This window comes from Occultella aeris (assembly GCF_902703175.1).
Taxonomy (GTDB): Bacteria; Actinomycetota; Actinomycetes; order Actinomycetales; family Beutenbergiaceae; genus Occultella; species Occultella aeris.
Map to the genome: position 1 here is coordinate 137,030 of NZ_CACRYJ010000059.1, position 26,298 is coordinate 163,327.

Sequence of the window (26,298 nt, forward strand, 5' to 3'; positions counted from 1 at the left end):
TGACGATGCGTCGCACCACCCGCCGCACGTTGGTGCGCGGCGTCCTGTACGCAGCGTTCGTCGCCGCCGTCATCGTGGTCGTTCTCGCGGCGGACTGGCAACGGTTCGCGCAGTACTTCCTCCAGTGGGACATCGCGCGGGAACAGTTTCCCGAAATCATCACGATCGCCCTCAAGAACACGCTCGTGTTCACGGTCGTGTCGTTCGTCGGGGGGCTGCTCGTGGGCACCCTGATGGCGCTGATGAAACTGTCGAGCATCCGCCCCTACCGCTGGTTCGCGACGGCCTACATCGAGTTGTTCCGTGGGCTGCCGGCACTGTTGACGATCTTCGCGTTCGCGTACATGCTGCCGATCGCGTTCGGTGTCAAACTGCCGTTCGCACCGGTCGGCGCCGGCCTGCTCGGTCTGATCGTCGTGGCGGGTGCCTACATGGCCGAGGTGATCCGGGCGGGCATCCAGGCGGTGCCGAAGGGGCAGACCGAGGCGTCGCGCTCGCTGGGCATGTCCCCGCTGAAGACGACATTCTTCGTGATCCTGCCGCAAGGGTTGCGGATCATCATCCCGCCGCTGACCAACGAGTTCGTGCTGCTGCTGAAGGACACGTCGCTGTTGTTCATCGCGGGCTCCACGATCTTCACGAAGGAGTTGACCACGTTCGCGCGCGATGCCACCACGACCAACAGCAACGGCACGGTGCTGGTGATGGCAGCCATGCTCTACCTGCTGGTGACGATCCCGCTGACCCGGGTCGTCGCCTACCTCGAGCGACGGATGGCGAGGGCACGATGACCGGCCCAGTCACGCCGTCGGGCAGCGAACCGGACCTGCCGGTGCGGTTCGACGCACCGGCGATCGAGATCATCGACCTGCACAAGTCCTTCGGCGACCACGAGGTGCTCAAGGGCATCTCGCTGACGGTCCGACCGGGCGAGGTCGTCTGCGTGATCGGACCATCGGGGTCCGGGAAGTCCACGCTGCTGCGGTCGGTCAACCTGCTCGAGACGCCCACGGGCGGGCAGATCCTCATCGAGGGCATCGCCATCCTCGATCCCGAGGTCGACGTCGACAGGGTCCGCACCCGGATCGGGATGGTGTTCCAGCAGTTCAACCTGTTCCCGCACATGACGGTGCTCGGCAACCTGTGCCTGGCCCAGCAGCGGGTGCTCGGTCGCAAGCGGGCCGAGGCCGAATCGGTTGCGCGTGAGAACCTCGCGAAGGTCGGCCTCGCCGACCGCGAGGATGCCTACCCGGCGCACCTGTCCGGCGGTCAGCAGCAGCGGGTCGCGATCGCGCGATCGCTGTCGATGAACCCGGACATGATGCTCTTCGACGAGCCGACCTCGGCGCTGGACCCCGAACTGGTCGGTGACGTGCTCGCGGTGATGCGGACGCTGGCGGACGAGGGCATGACGATGATGGTCGTTACCCACGAGATGGGCTTCGCCCGCGAGGTCGGCAACCGACTGATCTTCATGGACGACGGCATGATCGTCGAGGAGGGCGACCCCCGCGAGGTGCTCACCAACCCGCGCGAGCCGCGTACCCAGGCCTTCCTGTCGAAGGTCCTCTGACGGCCCGATACCCGTGGAGCGTCAGGTCGGCACCGGCCCGGGTGGTGGATGAGCCGGCCGATACGCCGGGTTCTGTCCCGGACCGCGTGCGATCCGGGGGCGGCCATCCATCTACGACGTACGTTGCCGCACGCCTCCAGCGACCTACCCGGAAGCTCGGGCGAGCAGCCCTCGAACGCTTCCTGTCTGGTCTTGCTCCGGGTGGGGTTTACCTAGCCGCTTCGGTCACCCGATGCGCTGGTGGTCTCTTACACCACCGTTTCACCCTTACCGCTCCGGCGAACCGGGGCGGCGGTCTACTTTCTGTGGCACTGTCCCGCGGGTCACCCCGGGTGGGCGTTACCCACCACCCTGCCCTGTGGAGCCCGGACGTTCCTCGGCACGGATCGCTCCGTGACGCGACCGCCTGGCCGACTCATCCGTGGCCGAGTGTAGCCCGCGACGCGCCTACCCTGGGTTCGTGCTCATCCTGCTTCCCCCGTCCGAGGGCAAGACCTCACCCGCACGCGGCGCTCCCGTGGATCTCGAGTCCCTCAGCCACCCCGAGCTGTCCGACCACCGCGAGCGGCTGCTCGACCTGGTGATCGATGCCAGCGCGCGCCCGGACGCGGCCCGGGTCCTCGACATCCCGCCGACCCTGACCGCGGAGATCGAGCACAACACGACCCTGCGGTCGGCGCCGGCGGCGCCCGCGGCGAAGGTCTACACGGGCGTTCTCTATGCGGCCGCCGGTCTGGACGCCCTCACCGGGACCGCCCGACGGCGGGCGAACCGTTCCGTACGGATCGTGTCCGGACTGTGGGGGGTGCTGGCGCCGACGGACCGGATCCCGGCCTACCGCACCTCCATCTGCGCGAAGCTGCCCGGCATCGGCGAGCTGACGCAGTACTGGGCGCCGGCACTCAAGCAGACCCTCGGCGAGGACTGGGGCGTGGTGATCGACGCCCGGTCCTCCAGCTACCTGCCCACCTGGCGCCCGCCGTCGGGCCTGCCGTGGCTCACGGTGCGGGTGGTGCAGATCCGCGACGGCAAGCCGTCCGTCGTCTCCCACTTCGCCAAGCACACCCGCGGCGTGCTCACCCACCACCTGCTCACCCGGCCCGGCGCCCCGCCGCGCACCCCGGCGCAGGTGCTCGCCGCGGCGCAGGAACTGATCCCGACCGTGCTGCGCGACGCGAGCCTGCTCCCCCGCGCCGGCCGGACCGGCCCGGACACGCTCGAGCTCGTCCTGGCCTGACCCGCCGTCGATCGTGGACAGGCAGGTCAGCGGGTCCGGTAGTGCGCGTAGATCAGCCCGCTGGCGAAGGCACGCTGCTCGACCAGGTCGAGATCAAGTCGCACGCCGTCGGGGAAGAACCGCTTGCCGCCGCCGACCACGCTCGTGGTGATGAACAGGTGGTACTCATCCACCAGGCCCGCCGCGATCGCCTGGGCCGCGAGGTTCGGACCGTCGACGCTGAGGTCGTGATCGGACTCGGCCTTGAGCGTGCGCACCGCGTCCGCATCGAAGTTCCGCTCGATCCTGGTCTTCTCGCTGGACACCGACTCCAGGGTCGTGGAGTACACGACCTTCTCCGCGGCCTGCCAGTCGCGGGCGTACTGCAGGATGTGCGGCGGCACCTCGGGCAGGTCGTGCGCCGTCTCCCAGAAGACCATCGTCTCGTACATCCGCCGGCCGTAGAGGAACGTACCCACGTTGCGGAAGGTGTCGCCGATGAAGGTGTGCACCTCCTCGTCCTCGGCCCCGGTGCCGAGGGTGCCCTCCGCCGCCTCGGCATAGCCGTCGAGCGAGGTGATCATCGAGTAGATGAGCTTGGCCATGTCCACTCCCTAAGGTTGTGGTGAGTCGAGTGACTCACCACCACAGGCGAAAGTACCTTCTCACGCAGAGGTGAGTCAAGCAACTCACCTTCCTGGCATACTGGGAGCATGCCCCGTGAGCTCTCCGCCTACCATCGACAGGTCGCGGCAACCAACCGTGTCGCGATCCTTGACGCGGCCGCAGACCTGTTCCTCGAACTCGGCTACGACCGGACTCCGCTGGCGCGCGTCGCCGAGAGTGCCGGGGTCTCCAAGGCGACACTGTTCAAACAGTTCCCGACCAAGGCTGAACTCTTCGAAGCGACGGTGCTCGCGGCGGGCGGCACGCCCGAGCACGAACTCGCGGACCCGCCGCCCGGAGACTTCCACGCGGGTCTGGTCGCCCTGGGCCTCGCATACGCGGAACTGCTGTCCCGCCCTCGGGTGGAGGACTTGATGCGGACCTTGATCGCCGAGGCACCGAGGTTCCCGGACCTGCGCGCGCGGACCTTCGACTTCGGCACGCTGCCCGTACTCGCGGCACTCAAGCGCTACCTACGAGCGGAGACCGAGGCGGGAGACGCCCACGTCGATGACCCGGAGGTGGCGGCACCGCAGTTCCTCGGGATGATCTCGACCGTCGTCTTCTGGCCCCGCCTGGTCCACGGCAACTGGTCGCGCACCGACGAGGAGACCCTCCACGTGGTGGACGAAGCGGCTCGGACGATGGTGGCCCGCTACGGCGCGCGGGTGAGTCTGTAGGTCGCCACCGGTGTAGGACCCCCCGGCGGCGGGAATCGTCCTTCCGGATGAGCCGGACCCACGACGCGCCCTTGTTACCGTGGGCTGTCATGAACCCACTGGCGGGCAGACGCGGCAAGGCCTACATCCTGGACTGCGTGGGCTACCTGGGCATCGCCGCCGCCACCGTGCCGGTCGGCCTGATCGCCCGGAACGCCGGCTGGGGTGAGCACCGTGCGTTCGTCTTCGTCGCGAGCGCCGTGCCGCCGGTCCTGGCGACGCTGCTCGCAGCCCGCCGGGAGTCCGGACCCAACGGCGCGACCTGGGGAAAGCGCCGCTTCGGCCTGCGCGTCCAGGACACGGGCGGCGCAGACCTCCAGTTCGGCCGGGCGCTGCTGCGCAACACGCTCAAGATCGCGATCCCCTGGCAGCTCGGGCACGCCGTCGCGATCGGCGCGGCGTTCGGCGGCTACTCCGACGGTGATCCGGTGACGCTCGCCGCGACGTTCCTGACCTATCCGCTGATCGGTGTCATGGTGGCCGGTGTGCTGATCGGCAGGGGGCGGACGGTGTACGACCGTGTGGCCGGCACGGCCGTTGAGGCCGCTCCTGCCGAACGCCTCGAACCGGCCCGCTAGGCGGGAGCAGACGCTGATGACTGCCGGCTGAGACGTCCCACGGGTCGACGCCTCCACCGGTCTCAATCCTCGGCGTCGACGTTCAGGCCGACTCCGCCTTGACCTCGCCGTGGCGAGCGAGGCTGACCGCCCCAGCCACCGCTAGAAGAAAGCCCACCACGGCCACGAGGCCCCAACCGGGGCGGGCGTGATCACCCAGCAACGCGAGACCCACGACGGCCGGCACAACCGTCTCTGCGACCACCAGCGGGGCCGTCGCCTGCGTCACGCTCCCCCGTTGGAGTGCCAGCGAGTACGTGAAGATCGCGAGCCCTCCACCGAGCAGCAGCGCCCACAGCGCCGGACTGGACAACGTCGGGCCTATGCCATCGGGCAGCATCCTCGCGGCGACGGCAGTGACCGCGTACGCCAGGCCGGCGACCGCGCCCAGCGCCGCTGCACCGGCGGCGCCCTTCAGGCGTCCGAGCGGCACCGCCACGACCGCGAGGACCACCGCACAACCGAGCACCACCCACCTCTCGACCGCAGTGACGTCCACGGCGGAGTCCTCTGCCGCGGACAGTCCCACCAGCACCAGGCCGGCCACCACCACCGCCAGCCCAACCCGATCGCGGCGGGTGAGCGGCATCGCGAGGAACAGGGCGCCGAGGATGGCAGTGATCGCCAGGAAGCTCGCCACCACCGCCTGCACGACGAACAGCGGAAGCGTGCGCACCGCGACGAGGCTGAGCAGGAAGCCGAGCCCGTCGAGACCCAGCCCGAGCAGGTAGCGCCACGACTTCAACAGGCGCACGATCAGGCGAGGGTCCAGGCCCTCCACGGTCGCCGTGGACCGTGCGGCGATCGCCTGCAGGACCGCCCCGACTCCATAGCAGAGGGCTGCGCCGAAGGCGGTGGCGAGACCGAGGATCACAGCCTGAACCCTACGGGCCAGCAGTCGGCGCGGCGAAGTGGTGACGCACGGTGGCTTCACGATAGCGTCGGTGCTACCGCTGGCCTGAGCAGGGGGAACTGATGTGAGCGAAGGCCGCGAGCGACAAGCGACCGCTCGTATCGGTGTCCTGCCCCGTCGAGCGTTGGTTCCAGTCGCCGTAGCGGCGGCGTTCCTGTACTCCAACTTCCTCATCGACTGGGTACTGCGCGGATTCCACGGCCTGGACATCGTCGTCAGCCTCCTGGCATCGCCGGGCCAGCCGAACGCGGCCGTCCTACGGGTCACCGATGTCGTGTGCGCCGTGCTCGTCCTACTGCTCCTGCCGGCCTTCTTCGCCGCGCTGCCACCCGGGCCCACGCGCAAGGTCGTCGCCTGGACGATGGTCGCCTTCGCGCTCGGGGTGGTCGCGGCGGTGATCGTTCCAGCTCCGTGCGGCCCCGAGCACCTGTGTGCCTCCACGTCCGATCGCCTCGACGAACCCATTCACGACGCGGCCAGTATTCTCTCCGAGGTCAGCCTGTTCGTGTCCGCTGCGGCCACGTGGTTCGCGATGCGATCGACCGGTCCGAACTGGTTCCGCCGCGCCGCCTGGGGGACATTCTGGGTGGGCGGGGTGGCCCTCAACCTGCTGTTCGGGTGGTACCTCGAGGTCTCGGACTCGCCGACGGCGGAAGGGCTCGCCGGCTACGTCCAGCGCCTTCACATTCTCAGCGTCAGCGCCTGGATCCTGTGCATAGGGATCCACGCGAGTCGAGCCGCGCCACTGTGCGCAGAGGAGGAGCCATGGTGACTGACCAGCGCGAGCACGAGCTCGACCCGAACACACCTATCGACGAGGGCGGCCGACGGCGGACCGCGCAGCCGATGGACGACCGCTGGCCGGACGTCTTCGCGAACGGCTTCGTCTGCTACGCACTCTTCATCGCGATCGTCGCCGTCGTGCCGCCGTGGTTCCGCTACTTCGCGCGGCCGGACGACGTCGTGTCCTTGGTTCTCGTGCCGGTCGTGCCCAGCCTCATCTACGCGGCGTTGCTGCTCACCCTCGGAGTCGGACTACGCCGTCGTCTCCGGGCGGCCTGGTGGATCATGGTCATCTGGGTGCTGGCCCTGCCCACGGTGGGTCGGGTCGTCGCGATTGCCGATGGCCAGTTCGACGTGTTGAGCGTGCTGGGATTGCTCGTCTCGGCGGCACTGTTGCTGCTGGCGTTGCGCGGCCGCGCGCAGTTCCGGGCCCGCAGGGTGCCGGGGAGCGTGACCCTGGCGATGGCGCTGTTCCTCCTGGGTGGTGCAGTCATCCTGCTCGCCGGGAGTGCGTTGGTGCTCTGGTTCGGGACCGCCCAGAACTTCGCCGATGCCGCGTGGTACGTATTCGACGCGATGCTCGCCGATGTGGGTCGGGTCGGATACGAGTCCGACGCGACCGCACCGTTGTGGGTGCGGTCGCTCGTCGGGCTGGCCGGAGCCGGCGTGGTGCTCGGTGCCGCCACCGTGTTGTTCCGGCCGAACCAAGGCGATCGCACGCTCGGCGTGGCCGACGAGGCGAGAGTTCGCGGGCTGCTGCGGGACTTCGGCGACCACGACTCGCTCGGCTATTTCGCGACGAGACGCGACAAGACCGTGGTCTGGGACACCGGGGACGCCACGATCGCTCGGGCCGGGGTCTCCTATGGCGTGATCGGCTCGGTGGCGCTCGCGAGCGGCAACCCGGTCGGCGACCCGCGGCGCTGGCAGGTCGCCATCGCCAGGTGGAAGGAACACGCGCGGGAGACCGGTCTGTCATTGGCCGTGATCGGTGCCGGGCACGAGGGCGCCCGCGCGTACACCGAGGCGGGATTGAGGATGCTGGAGCTCGGCGACGAGGCGGTCGTCGACATGGGTGCGTTCTCACTCACCGGTCCTGGCATGAAGTCGGTCCGCCACTCGGTGCACGCCCTCGAAAGGCGCGGCTACACGACTCGGGTGGTCCGGCACTCCCGGCTGGACGAAGACGACTTCGCCCGGCTCGCCGACGCCGCGAGCAAGTGGCGCGGCGACGGCGGGGACGAGCGAGGCTTCTCGATGGCCCTGGGCCGGCTCGGCGACCCGCTGGACGGCGACTGCGTCCTGGTCGAGGCCCATGACGCCGAGGGAATCCTTCGCGGGTTCCTCAGCTTCGTCCCGTGGGGACGAGCGGGTCTCTCGCTCGACCTGATGCGCCGTGATCCGTCGGCAGACAACGGCCTGGTGGAACTCATGGTCACGGCGCTGTCCGGACGGTCCGCGACGGTCGGGATCGGCCAGGTCTCGTTGAACTTCGCGATGTTCCGCGAGGCCTTCGAGCGTGGTTCCGAGGTCGGCGCGGGCCCGGTGGCCCGCCTCTGGCGACATGCGTTGCTGGTCGCGAGCAAGAACTGGCAGCTCGAGTCGCTCTACCGGTCCAACGCGAAGTACCTGCCGCAGTGGCAGCCGCGCTATGTGGGTTTCGAGTTCACGTCCGATCTGCCGCGGGTCGGCCTGGCGGCAGGCAGTGCCGAGGGCTTCCTCAAGGCGCCGTCCGTGTCCCTGTTCCACGGCCGAGGCGGGGCCGGTGAGCCGCTGGAGACGGGCGGGCAGGCGCGTGCCGCGGCTGTCCTTGCGCTGGTCCCGGCGGCCCCCGACGTCGTGGCCGAGGCCCTCGCCGTCGACCATCTGCCTGAGCAGGTTCGCGTCCGCCGGCGCAAGCTCGATCGGTTGCGTGAGCAGGGCATCGATCCCTACCCCGCCGTCGCGCCCCGCACCCACACGCTGGCCCAGGTCCGCGAGCAGGCCGGCGATCTCCCGGCCGACACCGAGACGAGCATGGTCGTCTCGGTTGCGGGCCGGGTCCTGCTCAAGCGGGACATGGGGCGGCTCGGCTTCGCCACCTTGCGTGACGGCACGGGCGACCTGCAGGTCATGGTGGACGTCGGGCACCTCGGCGAGGCCCAGTTGTCCTTCTGGGAGCACCAGATCGACCTCGGGGACCAGGTCAGCGTCAGCGGCGCAGTCGTGACGACGAAGAAGGGCGAGCTGAGCATCCGCGCCACTTCGGTAATGCTCACGAGCAAGTCACTGCGTCCGCTGCCGGACAAGCATGCCGGCATGACCGACCCCGACACTCGCGTGCGCCAGCGCTACGTCGACCTGATCGTCCGACCCGAGGCACGCACCGTTGCCTACCAGCGCTCCGCCGTCGTCCGGAGCGTCCGCGACTCGTTGCAGGCACGCGGCTTCATCGAGGTGGAGACGCCGATCCTGCAGACCATTCACGGTGGGGCGAACGCGCGCCCGTTCGAGACCCATATCAACGCCTACGACCTCGACCTGTATCTACGCATCGCCACCGAGTTGCACCTCAAACGGCTGCTCGTGGGCGGCATGGAGAAGGTCTTCGAGATCGGCCGGCAGTTCCGCAACGAGGGCGTCGACTTCAAACACAACCCGGAGTTCACCTCCTTGGAGGTCTATGAGACGTACGGCGACTACAGCACGATGCGCCGGCTGACCCAGGAGATCATCCAGGAGGCCGCCATCGCGATCTACGGCGAGCCGGTCGCCCGGCGGTCCGGCCCGGACGGAAGGATCGTCGAGTACGATCTGGCCGGCCAATGGCCGGTGAAGACGATCTGCCAAGCGGTGTCGGAGGCGCTCGGCGAGGAGATCAGCGCGGACACCCCGTTGGCCGAGCTTCGCCGTCACGGCGAACGCATCGGCCTGGAGATCGAACCCGACCGCTCCTGGGGCTACGTACTCGAGGAGATCTACGAGGAGTTGTGCGAGGGGCAGACCACGACGCCCGTGTTCTACACCGACTTCCCGAAGGAGAACTCGCCGCTGACGCGCACCCACCGCGACGATCCTCGGCTGGCCGAGAAGTGGGACCTCGTGATCTTCGGCGCCGAGCAGGGCACGGCCTACAGCGAGTTGATCGACCCCGTCGACCAACGTGAACGGCTTGTCTCGCAGTCGCTGCTGGCGGCGGCAGGCGATCCGGAGGCGATGCAGGTCGACGAGGACTTCCTGGAGGCGCTCGAGTTCGGGATGCCTCCGACTGGAGGCATGGGTCTGGGCATCGACAGGCTAGTGATGAACCTGACCGGGCTGAACATCCGCGACACGATCCTGTTCCCTCTCGTGAAGCCGAACCGGCGACAGCCACGATGAGTGACACCACCCGCGCGGTGGGGACCACCCAGAAGGTCACACTTCTCACGCTGGCGGCGATGGTCGTCGGCTCGATGGTGGGCGGCGGCGTGTTCACGCTGCCGGGCGAATTCGGCAGTGCGAGCGGGGTGCTCGGCTCCCTCGTGGCCTGGACGATCGCTGGAGCGGGCATGCTCACTCTCGCGCTCGTCTTCCAGTCGCTGGCAATACGTCGACCCGACCTCGACAGCGGCATCTACATCTACGCCCAGGCCGGATTCGGCAACTTCGCCGGGTTCAACGCCGCGTGGGGCTACTGGGCCAGCAATGTCGTCGGAAACGTCTTCTACCTCACCTTTGCGATGGCAGGAATCGGCGCGTTCGTGCCCGGTCTGAGCCGTGGCACCACCGTGCTCGCGGTGGTCTGCTCCTCCGCGCTGATCTGGGTCTTCCATGTGCTGATCCTGCGCGGCATCCGGACGGCGACCGGCATCAACCGGATCGTCACCGCCGCCAAGCTCATCCCGATCCTGATGTTCATCGTGTTGTGCGCGGTGTCCTTCGACGCCGGTGTGTTCGCCGAGAACATCTCCGGCACCACGGATGGCTCCGGCCCGAGCCTGTTCACCCAGGTCTCCGACACGATGGTGATCACGGCGTTCGTCTTCCTGGGCATCGAGGGTGCGTCGGTCTACTCACGACTGGCGGCGCGACGCGAGGACATCGGCCGAGCGACCGTACTCGGCCTGCTCAGCACCTTGGCTCTCTTCTCCTCCGTCACGCTCGTCTCCTACGGCGTCCTGCCGCAGAAGGACCTGGCCTCGGCCGAAGCGCCGTCGATGGGTGCCGTACTCGAGGCGGCCGTCGGTCCCTGGGGAGCCACCCTGATCGACGTTGGTCTCGTGGTCTCCGTGTTCGGCGCCTACCTGGCCTGGACCCTGCTGAACGCGGAGGTCATGTTCATGCCGGCCCGGACCGAGATCATGCCGCGGTTCCTCAAGGTTGAGAACTCCCGGGGGGTGCCCGTTGCGGCCCTGGTCACGACGAACGTCGCGGTCCAGGTGTTCCTCCTGCTCGTCCTCGTCGTCAATGACGCGCTGGACTTCATGCTGTCGCTCGACGTGGCACTGACGCTGGTGCCGTACCTGCTCGCTGCAGGCTTCGCGGTCAAGCTCTGCCTCACCCGGGAGACATACCCGCCCGGTGCCGAGGGTGAACGCCGCAAGCACCTGACGATCGGCGTCATCGCCGTGCTCTACTCACTGTTCCTGATCTACGCGGCCGGACCCGAGTTCCTTCTGCTCGGGTGCCTGATCTACGCCCCGGGCATCGGACTGTACGTGCTTTCGCGACGTGAGCGCCGGCAACGTGTCTTCACGCCGGCGGAAGCGGTCGCCGCAGTCGTCCTCGTCGCCGCAGCCGGCCTCGGCGTGTTCCTCCTGGTCACCGGCGGTATCGACATCACCGCCTGATCCGGCAGTACCTCCCGGCGCGATGTCGTCCGGGGGCCGTCTCAGTCCAGCAGACCCGCAACCAGGACCTTCGCCATCCCGTCCGGATACACCTGGATCACGCTCACCGAGCCCGACTGCAGCCGCAGCCGCCACCAGCCGCCGGGCGGCGCGAGCAGGCACTGTCCGATCACGCTGCGGATCGACACGGCGTGTGCGACCACCACCACGGTTGATCCGGCGTGCTCGGCCACGAGGTCCAGCAGCAACGCGTGGGTGCGCTCGCCGACCTGGGCGATCGACTCCCCGCCGGGCGGAACGGTGGTACCGGTGGTGTGCCAGGCGTCCAGCTCCCCGGGCCAGCGCTCGTCGATCTCGTCCTCCTTGAGGCCCTCCCACTCGCCGAAATTACACTCCTTCGCGCGGTCGTCCACGAGCGCGGAGAGCCCGAAGTGGGCCGCGATGACGTCCGCGGTCTCCCGGGTGCGCACCATCGGTGACGTGATCAGCGTGGTCGGCGGGGGAACGTCATCGAACAGGTCGGACCCGAGCCGGCCCAGGATCGTGGCGGCCCGTTGCGCCTCCACGCGGCCCGCCTCGCTCAGCGGCGGGCCGGGTACCCCGGACCCGGAGTAGGCGCCGGTGGGCGTCATCGGTGTCTCGCCGTGGCGGACCAGCGCCACCGTGACAGGCTCCCCCACCCCCGTGACGCCCCGGCCGGCGACATCCGCGTGCAGACTCATGGTCGACCCTCCGTCGCCGGAACCCGCACCAGGATGTAGCCGTACTCCTCGGACTGGATGACCTCCTCCGGCTGCGCGTCCCGGATGGCCGCGCGCTCGGTGAGGCTGAGGTTCACGCTCTCGGTGCTCTCGCCGCGCAGCGCCACGGCCGCGAGCCCGCCGGTCTGGGTCCGGACCCGCTCGTAGAGCGCGACCAGCTTCTCGTCGATCCCCTCGACGGTGGCGGCCCGTTCCGCCTGCGCCTTCGCGATGGCCTCGTCGAGCTGGGCGAACGCGGCGTCGCGCTCGGCCTCGAGCCGCTCGGTGTCAGCCCGCAGCGCCTCCGCCTGCGCGGTGACCGCCGTGACCTCGCCCTCGGCGGCCTCGAGCCGCTCCATCACCTCCAGCTCGACCTCCTCCAGCGCCGCCTTGCGGCGGCCGAGGGACTCGAGTTCGTGCGTCATGGCCTGCAGGTCCTTCGCCGACCCGGCGCCGCTGTCGAGGCGCTGCTGGTCGCGGGCGGCCCGGTTGGCGACCTGCTCCACGTCGGTCTCGGCCTTGGCCAGCTCACGGCGGGTGTCGCTGACCAGCACGGCCGTCTCCGCCCGGACCCGTTCCAGGTCCTGGGCGCGCTTGGAGAACTCGGCGAGCGTCGCCAGGCTCGGGTGGGACCGGCGCTGGTGGGCCAGCTGGGCCAGGCGGGTGTCGATGGCCTGCACGTCCAGCAGGCGTTGCTGATCGGCGACGGGGGCAGTGCTCACAGATGTCCTCCGGTGTATCGAGTGACGCTCAGCCTAATCGTCGTCCGTGCCGGCGTGACCACGGGGAACCTCGAATTTCTCCAGCCGGACGTCGCGGGAGGTGACCTGCCCCCAACCGCCGCCGAACCGCAGCACCGCAAGGGCCGCCGTCGGGAACTTCTCGGCGATGTGTTCGGTGACCTCGGACGGCTGCGCGACATCGAGGATGAACTCGGCGAGGGTGGGCTCGTGCCCGATCACCAGGGCGGTGCGCGCGGTGGCCGGCAGCTCGCGCACGAGCCGGATCACGTCGGCGGGGTCCGCGGCGTACAGGGCGCCGTCGAAGCGCACGTCAGTGCACCGGGCACCGCCGCGTTCGGCCCGCAGCCAGGTCATCCGGGCGCGCGTGGCCGTCGAGCAGAGCACCACGTCGAGGTTGTGACCTGCCAGCACCCGGCCGGCGGCGACGCCGTCACGCAGGCCCCGCGGCGCCAGCGGGCGCAGGTGGTCCGGCTCGCCGGTGTCCCACGCGGACTTCGCGTGCCGCAGGACGATCAGGGTCCGCTCGGTCATCGCTCACCTCTCCTCATCGACAGGTGGGGCCATCAAACACCCGTGGCGCCCGTGCGTCCATCAGTGTCGCCAGCGGAGGCGAGCCGGTCGGTCCAAGGGTCGGTGACGCGCGTGCTGACCTGCGTCGACAGGCCGGTGTCGGCGGCCAGGTCCGCGGCCGCGACCGGCAGCCACGGCCACTCGCTGGCCCAGTGCGCCACGTCGATCAGGGCGAGCGCGCCCGGCTCGGCGAGCGCCTCGCTCGCGCGATGGTGGCGCAGGTCCGCGGTCACGTACACGTCGGCCCCGGCTGCGGCGGCCGCATCGAGGTAGGCGTCGCCGCTGCCGCCGCTGACGGCGACCGTCCGCACCACCGCCCCAGGTGCGCCGGCCACCCGGACGCCGTGGGCCGTCGCCGGCAGTGCCCGGGCGACCGCCTGCGCGAAGTCCGCGAGCGTGATCGGCTCGGCGAGGTCACCGATCCGGCCGCTGCCGGTGGGGCCCGACGGCGCACGCGTGGGCACGAAGGAGAACGCCGGCTCCTCGTAGGGGTGCGCCGCCCGTAGCGCGGCCAGCACGTGCTCGCGCACGCCGGTTGGCACCACTATCTCGAGGCGGGTCTCGGCCAGTCGTTCGTGGGCGCCGACCTGCCCGACGGCGGGGCTCGCCCCGGGCTTCGGCGTGAACTCACCCGTGCCGGTCACCGTCCAGGCGCAGCCCTCATAATCGCCGATCGCGCCTGCGCCGGCGGCTGCGAGCGCGCGCCGGACCTGCTCCGCCGAGGCCTCCGGCGTGTACGTGACGAGCAGGTCAAGGGCGGGAGCGGGGGCCGGCACGAGCGGGCGGGTGCCGGTCAGCCCGAGGGCCGCGGCGAGCGCGTCGTTGACCCCACCGGCGGCGATGTCGGCATTCGTGTGCGCCACGTACAGGGCGATCCCGGCCCGGATCAGCCGATGTACCAGGCGACCCTTGGCGCCGGTCGCGGCCACGGAGGTGACGCCGCGCAGGTACAGCGGGTGGTGGGTGACGAGCAGGTCCACGCCGCGCTCGATCGCCTCGTCCACCACTGCCTCGACCGGGTCAATCGCGAACAGCACCTGCGCCACCCGGGCATCGGGCTCGCCGACAACCAGACCGACGGCGTCCCAGTCCTCCGCGGTCCCCGGTGGGTAGCGCCGCTCCAGGGTCGCGACCACGTCGACAAGTGCGAGATCCATGCCCCGAACCTACCCGGGCGACGTCTCACCGGTTGGGCGGCATCGTTCTGCCGCTCGCCCGGGGCCCGGACCGGTGGGATGCTGGCGCGGGCGCCCTGTGTAGCCTTCCTACGCAGATCCGTGGCGTACCCCTTCTCCGGAGGCATCATGAGAACCCGCACGACCACCCGACGGGGCCTGACCGCCGTCGCCGCACTCTCCCTGGCCGCCGTCGCCCTCGTCGCCTGCAGCCCGGAGGACGAAGGCACCGACGGCGAGGGCTCCGGCGACGAGTCGTCCGCCTACCAGGACCTGCTGGATGGCGGCATCGTCGCCGACGACGCGACCGTCGAGGCCAACGAGTGGGCCAGCGGTGTGCGCGAGGCCGGCGTGCTGACCGTGGGCGGCACCGAGACCTCGGAACTGTTCTCGCTGCTCGACCCGACCACCGGCGTGGCCCGGGGCTTCGACGCCGCCCTGTCCCAGCTGCTGTCCCGGTACATCCTCGGCGAGGTGAACACCGACCTGCAGCAGGTCACCGTGGACACGCGCGAGGACCTGCTCGAGACCGGCGCGGTGGACACCGTCATCGCGACGTACTCGATCACCCCCGAGCGCGCCGAACGGGTCGCGTTCGCCGGCCCGTACTACTCCTCGCAGAGCGGCATCCTGGTCCCGATCGACTCCGACATCACCGGCCTGGACGACCTCGACGGCGCCACTGTCGCCACGCAGGCAGCCTCCACCGGCGTGACCGTGCTCGAGGAGTTCGCGCCCGGCGCGACCATCCTGGAACTGCCCGACCACGCCCAGGCGCTCGCCGCCGTCCAGCAGGGCAACGCCGACGCCTACGTGATCGACCAGAGCCTGCTGCTCAACGCGGTCGTCACCAACGACGACGTGCAGATCGTCGGAGAGCCGTTCGGTCCGGGCGACAACTACGGCATCGGCCTGCCGAAGGACTCCGACGCGCAGGAGTTCGTCAACGAATGGCTGCAGCAGGTGATCGACGACGGCACCTGGGCCGAGCTGTGGCAGATCACCATCGGTGACCGCGCCGACATCGACACCGCTCCCGAGCCCCCGGTGATCGGTTCCGTCGAGGGTTCCTGACCACCCACAACTGGCTCGGCCGGCGCCCGGCGAGCGGGCGCCGGCCGGGTTTTCAGCGAGGAGGCGCGGGTGCAGATCATCCTGACCGAGTACCTGGGCACGCTGTTGCGTGGTCTGGGGACGACGGCGGTGCTCACCGTGGTCGCGTTCGTCGCCTCCGTGGTACTCGGGCTGCTCATGGCGACGTTCCGGATCAGCCCGATCCCGCCGCTGCGGGTGGCGGGCGCGGTGTACGTGGAGATCTTCCGCAATGTGCCGCTCGTCAGCCTGCTGATCGTGGTCGTCTACGGGCTGCCGGAGATCAACCTGAACCCCGGTTTCGTGCCCGGGGTGATCATTGCGATGACGCTGGTCGGCACCGCGTTCGCGTGCGAGACGTTCCGCACCGGCATCAACGCGATCGGCGCCGGGCAGATCGAGGCGGCTCGCTCGATCGGGCTGACGTTCGGCGGCATCGTCCGCGAGCTGATCCTGCCGCAGGCCACCCGCACCGTGATCGGGCCGACCGTCACCCTGTTCATCGGGATCATGCTCAGCTCGTCGCTCGCCACCGTGGTGGGCGTGCGTGACCTGACCGGCACCGTCTCCTACATCAACAACAGGGAGGCGCTGGGGATCACCACGTTCCTCGTGGCGGCCGTGCTGTACGCGGCCATCTCCCTGGGCGCGGCGGCGTTCGGTGCCCGCATGGAGACGCGGTTGCGGGTGCTGCGATGAGCATGCAACACGCCCTGTTCGACACGGTCGGGCCGAGGGCGCGCCGCCGGGTCGCCATCGTCACAGTGATCTCCCTGATCGCCATCGCGGGCCTGCTCGGCCTCGCCTACTACCAGTTCTATGCCAGCGGCCAGCTGGCGCCGTCGAAGTGGCGTGAGCTCACGCAGCCGTCCACGATGCGCTACCTCGCCCGGGCCCTGGGCAACACCGGCCTGGCCGCCCTGGGTGCGGCCGCCATCGGGCTGCCGCTCGGGCTGCTCCTCGCCGTCGGGCGGCTCTCCCACCGAGCGTGGTTCCGCTGGCCGGCGACCGCGGTGATCGAGGCGTTCCGGGCCGTGCCCGTGCTGCTCATCATCTACATCTTCATGTTCGCCCTGCCGCAGTACGGCATCAACCCGGACGTGTACTGGAAGCTCGTGATCCCGATCGGGCTGTGCGCGGCGGCCACCCTCGCCGAGGTGTTCCGGGCCGGCGTGCTCGCGCTGCCGAGGGGGCAGGGCGAGGCCGCGGCCGCCGTCGGGATGACCGGGCCGCAGGCGTTCCGGCTGGTGATCTTCCCGCAGGCGCTGCGGGTGGTCATCCCGGCCCTGGTGGCCCAGGCTGTGATCGTCGTCAAGGACACCGCTTTCGGGTACGTGGTCAGCTACAGCGAGCTGATGCAGAGCGGGCGGGTGCTGGTCGCGAACACCGGTGACCTGATCCAGACGTACCTGGTGATCACGGTCATCTACGTCATCGTGAACATCATCATCTCCCGGCTCGCCCAGCGACTCGACAGCGTGCTGGCCCGCAAGCGCGCCAGTGGCGGGCGCCGGTTCACCGCGCTGATCCCCGGGCGGTCCGCGATCCAGTAGCGGGTGCCGATGGGGAGGTCGCCCCATAGCGCCGGGTCGGGCATTCTCGTAGCCTCTATGACGTCACGCCCGCCGCCGCTGGAACAGGGGAGCCAACCGAATGCCCAATGAGGACCTGGATCGACTCGCGGATCTGCGCGACTCGATGGATCGGATGAGTCAACGGATCGAGGCGACGCAGGGTGACCTCGGAGCCTCTCGGGGTCAGGACCAGGCCGGTGTCGTCACGGTCCGCCTGAACGACGACGGAATGTTCGTCGACGTGGCCGTGCTCGAGGCCTGGTCGGACGAGTACGAGGCCGACCAGCTGGGTGCCGCGGTCGTCTCCGCCTATGTGGCCGCCACGCTGGCACGGATCGAGCAGTGGTCCACCGGGATCGACGAACAGGACGAACAACCGGAGCCACGGACCCGGCCGATGCGGCCGCGGCACGAGGAACTCGCCGCCCAGCTCGACGAGCTCGTCGGCGGCGAGTCCGACATCGACGCCACCGCGGCCACCCGGGGTCTGATCGCCCACCTCCAGGAGTTCCAGGGCATCCTGGACTCCGCGGTGAACGCGATCGAGGCGCGGAACCAGGAGCGGATCGTCGGCCACGACGGCCAACGCCGGGTCGAGGTCGTCGTCGATGGCGCCGGCGGCATCGCCGAGGTGAACATCGATCCGGACTTCGCGGAGGACTCGCACGCCTTCAACATCTCCCGAGCGGTCACGGAGGCGATCAAGAACGCCCTCGCCGCGTCCGCCGCGCAGTCGGCCGTGGCCCTGGCGCCGGTCGACGATCTCAACGCCATGGTCGCCAAGCTCAACGACCCGCGGGGCATGGCAGCCATCCTCAAGCCCGACACCTACAGCTGAAGGAGCACGAACCATGACTCTCGAGGTCGCACTGGAGAACCTCGCCGCGGACACGGACACGTGGGCGTCGGCAGCGGACACGATCACCACGATGTCCTCCTCGCTGGCTGGCCTCACCCTCGGTGAGTTCGTCTTCACCGGCAGGGGCTACGCGGCGGGGGTGGCGTACGAGGAGGTTCGGGCACACATGGAGAGCCTCACCTCCACCGGCGGGACCGAACTGAACGACACGGTGAGCACGTTGCGCAAGATCCACGCCGACTACGCGGACAACGAGGCGGCCGCAACCGCAAGGTACAACGGCATGTGGACCTACGACGGCTGACCCGACCGCACCCGCAGTGACTCCGCACACTTCAGAAAGGCACTCCCCATGAATCTCATCGATGAAATCCTGCGGCTGGTCCAGGAGATCCAGAACACCTGGCAACGCTTCGTCAACCTGGTCAACGGCGCCCTCTCCTCCGTGCCGGTGTTCCTCCAATGGGTGATCGACAGCGTCAACCGGTTGTGGGAGCAGGTCGTGCAGATGTGGAACGACTTCTGGGAGGGCGTGAGCGACTTCCTGAGCCGGTTCGGTGACCCGGGTGCGGTCGCCACGGCCAGCGCGAGCTGGACCAGCATGGTCTCGCAGCCGGCCGGCGAGGTCGCCGCAACGGTGACCACCGGACAGCTCTCCGCGGATGACGACGCCTGGTCGGGCGACGCCGCCACCAAGTACCGCACCCGGGCCGGAGAGCAGCAGGCCACGATCTCCGCGATCCGTGACGAGGTGGCGACGAAGGTGGTCGCCGCGCTGGACGGCATGAAGCTCGCGATGTTCGTGTTCTACGGCGCCCTGATCGCGGCGATCCTCGCACTGATCGGTGCGATCATCGGCGGCCTCGCCTCGTCGGCGACGATCGTCGGTATCCCCGCCGGGATCGTGATCATCATCGGGGCCGGTGCCATCGCGATCGGTGCGATCGTCGTGGCCGGCATGGTCTTCAGCGGCACCGCCGATCAGCGGGCCAGCGAGATGCGCTCGGCGATCACGAGCGCCAAGGTGACCAGTTGGCCGGAGTTCGTGGTCTGACGTGATCTCGCTCCGTGCGGCCGGGATCGCCTACGCCGTCCTCGCGCTGGCGCTCGCGGCCGCGTCACTCTGGCTGCGCACCTTCCCCACCCCGCGAAGCAGCGACGCGGACCTGCTCATCAGCATCATCATCGCGGTCATCGCCGTCTCGGCGGCGGTGGCCGCGGTGGTGCTGTTGCTGGTCCTCGGTGCCGGGGCCAAGCCGAGCAACAGCGGCGTCGTCATCCTGGTGGCCGGAACCCACGGGGCGGTGACGCTGGTCTGCGTGATCCTGCTCGTGTTCGCCTTCATGCAGGGCGCCACGGCGACCGGGATCGGCGTGATCGCGATCGTCATGAACGCCGGCAGCATCCTGGCGACCGTGCTCGCGACACGTGGGCAGATGGGTCGCAACCGTCGGGCGATGGCCCTCACCCAGCAGCCCGGACCGCCCCGGCAGCAGCCACCGCCCGGCCCACGCGGCTGACCAACCCACGCCTCGCCGTCGGGCATCGAACCCGCCGTCGGGACGCACGCCTCGCCGTCACCGGGCCCGGTTGTGTGCGAGGGCGACGTCGAGCCACTCGGAGAGCGCGGCCTCGGTGTCGAGGTGCGCCGCGGAGACCGAGATCCAGCCCGGTCCCATCGTGCGTCCGGCGCCCATCTCGGCCTCCTCGGCGCCCGGCCTGGCGAGCAGCTCGTCGTGCCGCTCCGCGGGGACGCGGACCAGCAGGTCACCGGGCTTGCGGGCGCTGACGACCATCTTGTCGTTCACCATGAACGACCGGCCCCCGAACATCGAGACCTCCCGGGTCGACGGCTCGCCCGCGAGCAGGTCGCGGAGGCGGTCGATCAGCTCTGACTGGGGCGAAGTGCTCACGCTTCCTCCTCCGGGTCGAACCTCGCCGGGTCGGTGCGCTCACCGGAGCGGAACAGTTCCAGGGCGGCACCCGGCTCGACCGACGACGCATAGAACATGACCGATTCGTCGGCGGCTACGAACAGCGAGACCCCACCGCGCACGGGCTGGACCAGCAGCACGGCGTCATCATCGGTCAACGTGAACGTCCGCAACGCGATCCCGGGCCACACCCGGTGCAGCAGTGCGGTGCCGATCGCGACCAGGCGCCGCTGCCCAGGCGTGGCCGCGCCCTCCGTGAGTTCCACCCTGGTCATCGGGCCGGCTCCCCCACCACGGTGTCCCCCACGCGCAACTGCCCGCCGCCGAGCGGGACCAGCCGGGTGCCGAACCAGGTCGCACGGTCCCACCGGCGGTGCCGGGCCAGGGTCCGGATCGGCTCCTTGCCACCGGCGAGGGTCACCGGGTCGATCGTCGTCATCACGCACCGGTCGCAGATCTCGGAGGTCCGGAACTCGACGTCACCGATACGCACGGTCGGCCAGTTGTCCTCGGCGAACGGCTCCTCGCCGTCGATGACGACGTTCGGCCGGAACCGCAGCATGCTCAGCGGCGCGACGACCGAACGCATGGCCTGACCGGCGACCCCCGGACCGCTGAGGTCGTTCGGATCGAGTCCGGCGGGATCCGGCTCCCCGGCCTCGGCATCGATCCAGTCCTGCAGCTGGGCCAGCGAGGCCTCCGACGTCAGCAGCAGCGGGCCGGCATCGGCCAGGGTGAGCGAGTCCCCGGGGCGCCCGCCGTGTTCGTCGTCGATCGAGCGCACCGTCGGGTCGTCCTGCCAGACGAGTCGCACCGGCCGGCCCACCCGGGCACTGATCCAGTCGCTCGCGCAGGCCTGCGCCGGTACGGCGAGTCCCTGCCTGGCGTGGCTGACCGGCACCGGAGCGACGCCGCGTGGGCTCTGGACGACGATGCTCCCGGAGTCCGCGTGCAGCCGGATCGCGTCCACCCCGATCACCTCGGCGCGCAGTCCGAGCAGGGCGCGCACCTCGCGGGCCGTGACCTTCTTCCCGGCCTCGTCGACGATGCCCCAGCGCCGGTCCCCCGCCAGACCCCACGGCTCGACCCGGGCCTCGGACACCTTCTGGCCGCCGAGGGACTTCACCGGATAGACGCGCAACTGGGTGACCTGCATGCGCCGATCCTCCCCCATCCATCGCACCGATGGCCACGGTCGCGCCGGTTGTCCCACGCAGCGCTGCGCCGCTGACCCGTCCGGCGGGTCAGGGGTCCAGACGGATGAACCTGAAGGCCGCGAGCGTCCCGATCGCGGCGAGCCAGGCGACGGCCACGAGGGCGCCGCTCGCCCCCGTCAGCAGCGCATCGGTGTCGGCGTACAGCTGTGACGCGGCCCGGTCCGGGAGCCAGCGTGCGTGCTCGGTGAGGCCGGCCGCCACGGGCGAGATGATCACCATCAGGCCGAGCATCGCGACCAGCGCGGGCACGAGGTGCCGCACCGCCACGGCGACGGCGTGGGCGAGCAGGCCGATCACGGCGAGATAGGCGATCGCACCGGCCAGGCGCCACGGGGCGCGATCCGCCGTCAGCGTCACCTCGGTGACGCCTGCCGCGATCGCGGCGCTCGCGTGCGCCGCGCCGATGCTCAGCGCGGCGCCGGCGCCCACGACGGCGACAGTGGCCATGGTCTTGCCCGCCAGGGCGCGCGCCCGGTCGGGTACCGCGACGAGCGTCGTGGCGATCTGGCGCCCGTCGTACTCGTGGCCGGCCGGCAGCACACCGAGCAGGATGATCCCGACCTGCACGAACGGGACCGCGGCCAGGACGAGCTCGACGACTGTCGACGGCGTCCCCTGGGCCGCCGCGGACGCGGCGAGCGCGGCGGCGATGACGACCCCGGTCAGGACGGTGCCGACCATCGTGAACCCGATGACCGGCAGCGTCCGGAGCTTGTCCAGCTCCGCGGCCAGGACCCGCGTGCCCATCACGCGTCCCGGCGGCGGAAGACCACCGCGGCCACGGCCAGGAGCAGCACGGTCCACCCGGCCATGACGAGGGCACCGGGGCCGGCGGCCAACCCACCGTCGACTGTGTCCACACCGGTGAACAGCCGGCGGCCGGCGAGGTCGGGCAACCAGTGCGCCAGTGGGGTGAGGTTGGTCAGCAGCAAGGAGACCGACACCACCGAACTGTTCGCGATCAGCACGATCGGCGCGATCAGCCCGCTGCGGGTCAGCAGGGTGACCGCGGTGGCGATGAGCCCGGTGAGCGTCCAGTAGAGGGCACCGCCGAGGCCGCGCATCAGCGCCTGCGCCGGCGTCACCGTCTCCGTGCCGGCGCCGCCGATGACCGCCGTCGCGATCCCCGCGGTGATGGGCAGGGTGATGGCGGCGACGGCGATCACGAGCACGACGAGAACGGTCGCCTTCGCGGCGAGCAGGCTCACCCGGCGTGGCATCGCGGTCAGGGTGGCCGTGATCTGCCGCCCGCCGCCGGCGTCCGTGCTGTTCGCGGCGTACTCGCTGCTGATCATGACGACGCCGAGGACGACCGCACCGACGGTGCCGAGCGGCATCGCGGCGAACGCAGCCTCGAACGCCGACGTGTTCGCAACCCGCTCGGGCGTGCCGGCGTCGATCGCGGAGCGGGTCGTCACGGCGTTGAGCACCGTGATCGCGATCGAGCCGAGCACCACGACCGCGATGCCTGCCCAGGCTGCGGGCAGGGTCAGGGTCTTGCGCAGTTCCGCCACGAGCGGGCCGGCTACCCTCATCGGTGCGCTCCCGCGTCGCCGCCGGTGAGGGCGAAGAACGCGTCCTCGAGCCGGTCGTACCCGGTGGTGAGCTCGGCGAGGGTCCCGGTCGCCACGATCCGCCCGCCCGCGATAACCACGAGGTCGTCCGCGACGTCGGCGACCTCGGCCATCAGGTGGCTGGACAGCAGCACGGTCCCGCCCGCGGCGGCCTGGTCACGCAGGAGGCCGCGCATCCAACGGATGCCCTCCGGGTCCAGCCCGTTGACCGGTTCGTCCAGGACGAGTGCCTGCGGTTCGCCGAGCAGCGCCGCCGCGAGCCCGAGTCGCTGTCCCATGCCCAGCGAGAACCGCCCGACCCGGACCCCGGCGGAGGACGCGAGCCCGACCTGGTCCAGCGCCTCGCCGACGCGGCTTCGGGCGATGCCATTGCTGCGAGCCAGCCAGGCCAGATGGTCACGCGCCGTCCGGGCGCGGTGCGCGCCGGAGCCGTCGAGCATCGACCCGACCGTGCGGAGCGGGTCGCGCAGGGTCCGGTACGGACGGCCGCCGACCAGGGCGGTTCCGCCGTCGGGCCGGTCGAGCCCGAGCAGGATCCGCAGCGTGGAGGACTTGCCGGCGCCGTTGGCGCCGAGGAACGCGGTCACGCGGCCCGGGCGGGCCTCGAAGCCGACGTGATCGAGCACGGTCCTGGTGCCGTGACGTTTGACGAGTTGATCGATGAGGAGCATGCCCACCATCCGATCGCGGGCGCGCCCGGCCGGCATCGGCCCGGGGTCCGGACGTGACCGGCGGGCCTCGGACCCGGGTCCGTCAGACCCAGGTCCGATGTGCGGCCGGGCCGGGGTATCTACACTCGGGCAGGTGCCCCAGACCGACCGTCCCGTGCTGCACTCGCGCGTCTGGCTGGTGGCCGGTGGCGTGATCGTGGCGCTGGTGCTCGTGCTCTCGACGGTCGGCGTCGATCCGCCGTTCGGTGCGATGGCGGTCCTGCTGGGCGCCGCCGTGTTCGCCACCGCCGTGCTCGCCTGGGCTCTGTGGCGAGCCCGGCAGGAGCGACGCGCCTTCGAGGACGAACTGACCGCATGGGCCGCCGAGCGCGCGGCCCAGGCCGAGCGCCTGCGGATCGCCCGTGACCTGCACGACCTGGCCTCGCATGGGCTCGGCCTGATCACCGTCCGCGCTGCCGCGGCCCGCACGGTCGCCGGTCCGGCCGCGGCGACCGAACGGGCCACCGCCCTGGCGGACATCGAACGGACCGCCCGGGGTGCCACGACCGAGCTACGCCGGATGCTCTCGGTGCTGCGCACGCCCGGAGAGGGAGCACCGCTGCGGCCCGCGGAGACGCTCGCCGACCTGCCGCGGATCGTGGCCGACGCCCGTGCCGGCGGGGTCGAGGCCGCGCTCGAGATCGCCGACCTCGGCGAGGTCTCCGCCGGAACCCAGCTGGCCTTGTGCGCGATCGTGCGCGAGGGCCTGACGAACACCGCGCGGCACGCCGGCCCGACGGCGGCCCGCGTCCTGGTCTCGCGCGCGGGCGAGACGGTGCTCGCCACGGTCACCGATGACGGCCCGGCCCCCGGGTGGGCGCCGCACCCCGGCGCGGGTGCGGGGATCGCGGGGCTGCGCGAGCGCGTCGACGCCCTCGGTGGCACGCTGCTCGGTGAGCGCGTTGGTGGCGGCTACCGGCTCACCGCCCGGCTGCCCGAGCCCGTCGGACCGGCGGGCACGCCGTGACCGGGTCGGTGCGGGTTCTCGTCGTCGACGACCAGCCTTTGATCCGGCACAGCCTGCGGCTCATCGTGGACGGCGCGCCGGACCTGGCCGTCGTCGGCGAGGCGGACACCGGCGGGAGTGCGCTCGAGCGGGCTCGCGAGTTGCGGCCGGACATCGTGCTCATGGACCTCCGGATGCCCGGCGGCGACGGCATCGAGGCGACCCGCCGCATCGCCGCCGACCCCGCGCTCGCCCGCACCCGGGTGCTGGTGCTGACCATGTTCGAGCTCGACGAGTACGTCCACGCGGCCCTGGGCGCCGGGGCGAGCGGGTTCCTCCTCAAGGACGCCGAACCGGCCCGGCTCACCGACGCGATCCGGCGCACCCACGCCGGCGAGTCACTCTTCGCTCCGAGCGTCCTGGCCCGGCTCGTCGAGAACTACCTGAGCCGGTCCGCACCCGCGAGCGCGCCGGCATCACTCACCGACCGGGAGGCGCAGGTGCTCACCCTCGTCGGCCGCGGGCTGTCCAACGACGAGATCACCCAGGCCCTCACGATCTCGATGGGCACGGTGAAGACCCACATCGGCAGCCTGCTGTCCAAGCTGCACGCCCGAGACCGCGCCCAACTCGTCATCGCTGCGTACGAGCACGGCCTGGTCGGCGCCGGCGCGCGATCGCCGCGCTGACTGCGACGAGTGCCCCTGGCAGCGTGTTTCCATCCCCTAAACGACATAGTATGGTCCGTTGTTAGCATGTTTAGGGGATTGGTTGGGAGGTTCCGATGCAGTCGTTCATGCCGCTTGAGCGGACCCTGGGAACTGTGCCCGGATCCCTGGTCCGGCAGCTCAGCCGGATCGACATCGGCCGAGGGCGCGAAGAACTCTACGCCAACCAACTCCCTGAGCTGCTGACCGAGCTTGCCGCCCGCGCACGGGTGGAGTCCATCACGGCATCCTCCGCCCTCGAAGGCGTCGTGGTGTCCGACCGGGGCCGGGCAGCGAAGATCATCGCCGGCTCCGCGAGAGGGCTGCGCACCAGGAGCGAGCAGGAGCTGGCCGGGTACCGGGGCGCCCTGGACTACCTGTTCACCGGGGACTGGCGTCCGCTGAACCTCGGCCTCCTCCTCCACCTGCACCGCCTGCTGTTCCACGAGACCCCCGGGCACGACGGCGCCTTCAAGAGCAGCGACAACCTGGTCGTCGACAGGTCACCGGACGGCACCCGCACAGTCCGCTTCAAGCCGGTTGCGGCCGCACAGACCGAACACTTCACCGCCGAGCTCATCGAGCGCTACAACACCGCCGTCCGTGACGGCACGTCCCACCCGGTCCTCCTGGTCGGGCTGTTCGTACTCGACCTACTGACCATCCACCCGTTCGACGACGGCAACGGGCGTGTGGTGCGAGTCCTGACCAACGCCCTCCTGACTGACGCCGGGTACGGCGTCGCACGCTACGTCTCGCTGGAGCAACTCATCGCCGAGTCCGCGGATGGCTACTACGACAGCCTGCTCGCCTCGACCCACGGGTGGCACACGAACGAGCACGATCCGTGGCCGTGGCTGAGGTACTTCGTCGCCCGGCTGGCCGCCGCGTACGACCGCTTCGAACAAGGCGCTGCCTCCGACCGGTCGGCGGGAACCAAGCAGGATCGGGTCCGCGAGTATGTGCTTGCCCACGCCCCGGAGTTCTTCACGATCGCCGACGTCCGCAGCGCACTTCCCGGGATCAGTGACCCGACCATCCGACTCTCCCTCGACTCACTCAGGACCGAGGGCAGGATCAGGTCCGAGGGAACGGGGCGCGGCGCGAGGTGGCGCCGCCTCGTCGGGTTGTAGCCACGGACGCACCACGCCGCCAGAGA

Annotated in this window: 30 protein-coding genes and 1 other RNA gene; 18 read left to right on the forward strand and 13 right to left on the reverse strand. The window is 70.4% G+C overall.

The genetic code is table 11. From position 1 onward, the window contains the following. Positions 1-5 precede the first annotated feature (5 nt). Positions 6-791, forward strand: coding sequence for an amino acid ABC transporter permease (locus HALOF300_RS20685; RefSeq protein ID WP_197522727.1), 786 nt, complete (start codon positions 6-8; stop codon positions 789-791). Continuing rightward, positions 788-1,573: an amino acid ABC transporter ATP-binding protein gene (locus HALOF300_RS20690; protein ID WP_156742783.1), complete on the forward strand. Its 786-nt coding sequence runs from the start codon at positions 788-790 to the stop codon at positions 1,571-1,573. The genes HALOF300_RS20685 and HALOF300_RS20690 overlap by 4 nt, the downstream gene beginning before the upstream one ends. Before the next feature lie 45 nt (positions 1,574-1,618). Here HALOF300_RS20690 and rnpB read toward each other — a convergent pair. Next, positions 1,619-1,991: RNase P RNA component class A (rnpB, locus tag HALOF300_RS20695), an RNA gene on the reverse strand. 42 nt (positions 1,992-2,033) lie between these two features. Between rnpB and HALOF300_RS20700 the strand changes: the two genes are divergently transcribed. Then, complete coding sequence (locus HALOF300_RS20700) at positions 2,034-2,810, forward strand: YaaA family protein (RefSeq protein WP_156742784.1); 777 nt, start codon at positions 2,034-2,036, stop codon at positions 2,808-2,810. Between the two features lie 26 nt (positions 2,811-2,836). Here the strand turns inward: HALOF300_RS20700 and HALOF300_RS20705 are convergent, their stop codons facing one another. Beyond that, the gene (locus HALOF300_RS20705) at positions 2,837-3,394 is read right to left on the reverse strand and encodes a dihydrofolate reductase family protein (protein WP_156742785.1); all 558 of its coding nucleotides are present in this window, start codon (positions 3,392-3,394) and stop codon (positions 2,837-2,839) included. A gap of 108 nt (positions 3,395-3,502) precedes the next feature. Here HALOF300_RS20705 and HALOF300_RS20710 point away from each other — a divergent pair, with 108 nt between their 5' ends. Both HALOF300_RS20710 and HALOF300_RS20715 read left to right on the forward strand, forming a co-directional pair. Beyond that, positions 3,503-4,135 carry a TetR/AcrR family transcriptional regulator gene (locus HALOF300_RS20710; RefSeq protein ID WP_156742786.1) on the forward strand — a complete coding sequence of 211 codons (633 nt, stop codon included), beginning with the start codon at positions 3,503-3,505 and terminating at the stop codon, positions 4,133-4,135. Positions 4,136-4,224: 89 nt separating this feature from the next. Next, complete coding sequence (locus HALOF300_RS20715; protein WP_197522718.1) at positions 4,225-4,752, forward strand: RDD family protein; 528 nt, start codon at positions 4,225-4,227, stop codon at positions 4,750-4,752. An 82-nt stretch (positions 4,753-4,834) separates the two neighbouring features. Here HALOF300_RS20715 and HALOF300_RS20720 read toward each other — a convergent pair whose 3' ends face one another. Continuing rightward, the gene (locus tag HALOF300_RS20720; RefSeq protein ID WP_156742788.1) at positions 4,835-5,665 is read right to left on the reverse strand and encodes a hypothetical protein; all 831 of its coding nucleotides are present in this window, start codon (positions 5,663-5,665) and stop codon (positions 4,835-4,837) included. A gap of 163 nt (positions 5,666-5,828) precedes the next feature. Between HALOF300_RS20720 and HALOF300_RS20725 the strand changes: the two genes are divergently transcribed. The 3 genes from HALOF300_RS20725 to HALOF300_RS20735 are packed head-to-tail and all read left to right on the forward strand — an operon-like array spanning position 5,829 to position 11,298. Then, entirely contained in the window at positions 5,829-6,476 is a 648-nt protein-coding gene (locus HALOF300_RS20725) for a DUF998 domain-containing protein (RefSeq protein WP_197522719.1), read from the forward strand. Continuing rightward, positions 6,470-9,847, forward strand: coding sequence for a bifunctional lysylphosphatidylglycerol synthetase/lysine--tRNA ligase LysX (gene lysX / locus HALOF300_RS20730; RefSeq protein WP_156742790.1), 3,378 nt, complete (start codon positions 6,470-6,472; stop codon positions 9,845-9,847). Before HALOF300_RS20725 ends, lysX begins: the two co-directional genes overlap by 7 nt. Then, positions 9,844-11,298 carry a basic amino acid/polyamine antiporter gene (locus tag HALOF300_RS20735; RefSeq protein WP_156742791.1) on the forward strand — a complete coding sequence of 485 codons (1,455 nt, stop codon included), beginning with the start codon at positions 9,844-9,846 and terminating at the stop codon, positions 11,296-11,298. The genes lysX and HALOF300_RS20735 overlap by 4 nt, the downstream gene beginning before the upstream one ends. A 41-nt stretch (positions 11,299-11,339) precedes the next feature. Here HALOF300_RS20735 and HALOF300_RS20740 read toward each other — a convergent pair whose 3' ends face one another. From HALOF300_RS20740 to HALOF300_RS20755, 4 genes are read right to left on the reverse strand one after another with little or no spacing between them, the layout of a single operon-like run. Then, a complete protein-coding gene (locus tag HALOF300_RS20740) occupies positions 11,340-12,020 on the reverse strand; it encodes a histidine phosphatase family protein (RefSeq protein WP_156742792.1) in 681 nt (226 codons plus the stop codon). Next, entirely contained in the window at positions 12,017-12,760 is a 744-nt protein-coding gene (locus HALOF300_RS20745; RefSeq protein WP_156742793.1) for a zinc ribbon domain-containing protein, read from the reverse strand. The genes HALOF300_RS20740 and HALOF300_RS20745 overlap by 4 nt, the downstream gene beginning before the upstream one ends. A gap of 33 nt (positions 12,761-12,793) precedes the next feature. Continuing rightward, the gene (locus HALOF300_RS20750) at positions 12,794-13,312 is read right to left on the reverse strand and encodes a SixA phosphatase family protein (protein ID WP_156742794.1); all 519 of its coding nucleotides are present in this window, start codon (positions 13,310-13,312) and stop codon (positions 12,794-12,796) included. 32 nt (positions 13,313-13,344) lie between these two features. Then, the gene (locus HALOF300_RS20755) at positions 13,345-14,508 is read right to left on the reverse strand and encodes a Nif3-like dinuclear metal center hexameric protein (protein ID WP_156742795.1); all 1,164 of its coding nucleotides are present in this window, start codon (positions 14,506-14,508) and stop codon (positions 13,345-13,347) included. 147 nt (positions 14,509-14,655) lie between these two features. Here HALOF300_RS20755 and HALOF300_RS20760 point away from each other — a divergent pair, with 147 nt between their 5' ends. From HALOF300_RS20760 to HALOF300_RS20790, 7 genes are all read left to right on the forward strand, one after another. Continuing rightward, entirely contained in the window at positions 14,656-15,600 is a 945-nt protein-coding gene (locus tag HALOF300_RS20760; protein WP_156742796.1) for a transporter substrate-binding domain-containing protein, read from the forward strand. Positions 15,601-15,669: 69 nt separating this feature from the next. Beyond that, entirely contained in the window at positions 15,670-16,317 is a 648-nt protein-coding gene (locus HALOF300_RS20765) for an amino acid ABC transporter permease (protein ID WP_156742797.1), read from the forward strand. Further along, on the forward strand, positions 16,314-17,171 hold the full coding sequence (locus tag HALOF300_RS20770) for an amino acid ABC transporter permease (RefSeq protein WP_156742798.1): 858 nt from the start codon (positions 16,314-16,316) through the stop codon (positions 17,169-17,171). Before HALOF300_RS20765 ends, HALOF300_RS20770 begins: the two co-directional genes overlap by 4 nt. Positions 17,172-17,271: 100 nt before the next feature. After that, positions 17,272-18,030, forward strand: coding sequence for a YbaB/EbfC family nucleoid-associated protein (locus HALOF300_RS20775; protein ID WP_156742799.1), 759 nt, complete (start codon positions 17,272-17,274; stop codon positions 18,028-18,030). A 13-nt stretch (positions 18,031-18,043) separates the two neighbouring features. Continuing rightward, a complete protein-coding gene (locus tag HALOF300_RS20780; protein WP_156742800.1) occupies positions 18,044-18,355 on the forward strand; it encodes a hypothetical protein in 312 nt (103 codons plus the stop codon). Between the two features lie 48 nt (positions 18,356-18,403). Continuing rightward, positions 18,404-19,105, forward strand: a complete 702-nt coding sequence (locus HALOF300_RS20785; RefSeq protein WP_156742801.1) for a hypothetical protein — start codon at positions 18,404-18,406, stop codon at positions 19,103-19,105. 1 nt (position 19,106) lies between these two features. Continuing rightward, entirely contained in the window at positions 19,107-19,571 is a 465-nt protein-coding gene (locus HALOF300_RS20790) for a hypothetical protein (RefSeq protein WP_156742802.1), read from the forward strand. A 57-nt stretch (positions 19,572-19,628) separates the two neighbouring features. Here HALOF300_RS20790 and HALOF300_RS20795 read toward each other — a convergent pair whose 3' ends face one another. The 6 genes from HALOF300_RS20795 to HALOF300_RS20820 form a co-directional block, all read right to left on the reverse strand. Beyond that, entirely contained in the window at positions 19,629-19,964 is a 336-nt protein-coding gene (locus HALOF300_RS20795) for a TfoX/Sxy family protein (protein WP_231955658.1), read from the reverse strand. After that, on the reverse strand, positions 19,961-20,260 hold the full coding sequence (locus HALOF300_RS20800) for a hypothetical protein (RefSeq protein WP_156742803.1): 300 nt from the start codon (positions 20,258-20,260) through the stop codon (positions 19,961-19,963). The genes HALOF300_RS20795 and HALOF300_RS20800 overlap by 4 nt, the downstream gene beginning before the upstream one ends. Then, a complete protein-coding gene (locus HALOF300_RS20805) occupies positions 20,257-21,141 on the reverse strand; it encodes an MOSC domain-containing protein (RefSeq protein WP_156742804.1) in 885 nt (294 codons plus the stop codon). Before HALOF300_RS20805 ends, HALOF300_RS20800 begins: the two co-directional genes overlap by 4 nt. An 88-nt stretch (positions 21,142-21,229) precedes the next feature. Next, on the reverse strand, positions 21,230-21,949 hold the full coding sequence (locus HALOF300_RS20810) for an ABC transporter permease (RefSeq protein ID WP_156742805.1): 720 nt from the start codon (positions 21,947-21,949) through the stop codon (positions 21,230-21,232). Further along, positions 21,949-22,737 (reverse strand): ABC transporter permease, encoded by a 789-nt coding sequence (locus HALOF300_RS20815; RefSeq protein ID WP_156742806.1) that lies wholly within the window; start codon positions 22,735-22,737, stop codon positions 21,949-21,951. Before HALOF300_RS20815 ends, HALOF300_RS20810 begins: the two co-directional genes overlap by 1 nt. Then, positions 22,734-23,447, reverse strand: a complete 714-nt coding sequence (locus HALOF300_RS20820; RefSeq protein WP_156742807.1) for an ABC transporter ATP-binding protein — start codon at positions 23,445-23,447, stop codon at positions 22,734-22,736. The genes HALOF300_RS20815 and HALOF300_RS20820 overlap by 4 nt, the downstream gene beginning before the upstream one ends. 133 nt (positions 23,448-23,580) lie before the next feature. Here HALOF300_RS20820 and HALOF300_RS20825 point away from each other — a divergent pair, with 133 nt between their 5' ends. From HALOF300_RS20825 to HALOF300_RS20835, 3 genes are all read left to right on the forward strand, one after another. Further along, positions 23,581-24,453 carry a sensor histidine kinase gene (locus tag HALOF300_RS20825; RefSeq protein WP_197522720.1) on the forward strand — a complete coding sequence of 291 codons (873 nt, stop codon included), beginning with the start codon at positions 23,581-23,583 and terminating at the stop codon, positions 24,451-24,453. Continuing rightward, a complete protein-coding gene (locus tag HALOF300_RS20830) occupies positions 24,450-25,121 on the forward strand; it encodes a response regulator (protein WP_156742808.1) in 672 nt (223 codons plus the stop codon). Before HALOF300_RS20825 ends, HALOF300_RS20830 begins: the two co-directional genes overlap by 4 nt. Positions 25,122-25,216: 95 nt before the next feature. Next, positions 25,217-26,272, forward strand: coding sequence for a Fic family protein (locus HALOF300_RS20835; protein ID WP_156742809.1), 1,056 nt, complete (start codon positions 25,217-25,219; stop codon positions 26,270-26,272). Positions 26,273-26,298: the final 26 nt, after the last annotated feature.